2 protein-coding genes and 1 pseudogene are annotated in these 1,668 nt (G+C 74.9%); all 3 read left to right on the top strand.

What is annotated here, in order from left to right; translation table 11 throughout:
- Window positions 1-557 (top strand): SCO family protein (locus tag A7A76_RS04260; RefSeq protein ID WP_206410031.1); only part of this gene is annotated, 557 nt, incomplete at its 5' end.
- A gap of 25 nt (window positions 558-582) precedes the next feature.
- Window positions 583-1,161 carry an SCO family protein gene (locus tag A7A76_RS04255; protein WP_206410030.1) on the top strand — a complete coding sequence of 193 codons (579 nt, stop codon included), beginning with the start codon at window positions 583-585 and terminating at the stop codon, window positions 1,159-1,161.
- 98 nt (window positions 1,162-1,259) lie between these two features.
- Window positions 1,260-1,668 (top strand): annotated as a pseudogene (locus A7A76_RS04250) (hypothetical protein); the annotation flags it as partial.

Below are 1,668 nucleotides of genomic sequence, written 5' to 3'. Positions count from 1 at the left end.
CCCACCGCGCCGCGCTGGCGGCCGCGCCCGCCGGCGCCTCGGCCACCGCGGTGACCTTGCCCGGCACCCGGCTGCGCCAGCGCGACGGCAGCGAACTGCGGCTCGACCCGCAGGCCTTCGGCGATCGCGTGGTGGTGGTCGATTTCGTGTTCACCCACTGCACCACCATCTGCCCCGCGCTGACCGCGATCATGAGCGCGGTGCAGACCCGCCTGCAGCGCGACGGCGGCGCCGATTGGCAGTTGCTGTCGCTGTCGGTGGATCCCGCGCGCGACACGCCCGCGCGCATGGACGAGTACGCGCGCAAGGTCGGCGCGGGCGAGCGCTGGTGGTGGCTGACCGGCGAGCGCAGCGAAGTCGAGCGCAGCCTGCGCGCGTTCGGGGTGCCGGCGGGAGCGCCGGAGGATCACGCGCCGATGGTGCTGGTCGGCCATCCGGCCAGCGGCCGCTGGCTGCGCTGGGTCGGCATGCCCGATCCGCTGCAGGTCGCCGCCGCGGTGCGGCAGTTGCGCGATCCGGCGCATGCGGCCGGGGAGGGCGCCCATGCCGCGTATTGATTCTCGCTTGCCGGCGTTCGCGCTCATGCTTGCGCTCGCCGCAGCCGCGCCGGCTCGCGCCGACGGCGCCAGCGCCGCAGCATCGGTGCCGCCGCAGGCCGCCGACGCGCAAGCGCGCGGCCGCGCTTACTTCGGCGACGCCGAACTCACCGACCAGGACGGCCGCCGTCAGCGTTTCTACACCGACCTGCTCAGCGACAAGGTCGTGCTGATCAACGTCGTGTTCACTCGCTGCCCGAGCGCCTGCCCGCTGATGACCCAGCGCCTCAAGGCGGTGCGGCGCGAGCTCGGCGAGCGCTTCGGCCGCGACGTGCGGTTCCTGTCGCTGTCGGTCGACCCGGCCAACGACACGCCGCAGGCGATGAAGCGCTTCGCCGCGCAACAGGGCGTGGACGAGCCGGGCTGGCGCTTCCTGGTCGCCGACCCGGCGACCACGCGCGCGGTGCTCGGCCGGCTCGGGCAATGGAGCGACAAGGCCGAGGACCACACAACCCTGCTGATCGCCGGCAACGCACGCCGCGCGCACTGGGCCAAACTGCGCCCGGACGCGCCGCCCGAGCGCATCGCCGCCGACCTGCGCCGGCTCGCCGGCGAGGCGCTGTGACCGCAGCGCCGCGCGGGCGTCGCACTCGCTGGCGCGGGACCGGCGCCGCCGGTGCGGCAAGAGGGCGTGCGCGGGGATGGCGCGCGGGCATCGCCGCGTTGGCGCTGTCGCTGGCCTTGGCGGCGAACGGCGCGTCGTGGTCGGCGGCGGATGGCGTCGCGGTGGATTCAGCGGGCGCGCTGGCCGCTGCCGCTTCCGGGCGCTTCGATGCTTCCGCGGCCTCCAGCGCTTCTGCGATCAGCGCTTCTGCGATTTCGATGGCCGGCAGCGCCGCGATCGACCCATTCGATCTGTCGACCGCTCCCACGGCTGTAACGGCTGCAAACACCGCAACCGCTACCGCCACAACCGCCACAACCGCCGACGCGCAGCATCTCGAACTCGGCCGCCGCCTCTACCAGCTCGGCCTGGGCCGCGACGGCCGCGAAATCGGCGCGCGCATGGGCGCCGGCGGCGCGGTCGGGCTGCGCGGCGGCGCGGTCGCCTGCGCCAATTGCCACGGCGGCG

The sequence above is a fragment of the Lysobacter enzymogenes genome (genome assembly GCF_017168095.1).
Lineage (GTDB): Bacteria > Pseudomonadota > Gammaproteobacteria > Xanthomonadales > Xanthomonadaceae > Lysobacter > Lysobacter enzymogenes_D.
Note: the sequence above shows the minus strand (reverse complement) of the source record. Positions and strands in the feature narration are given on the sequence as shown.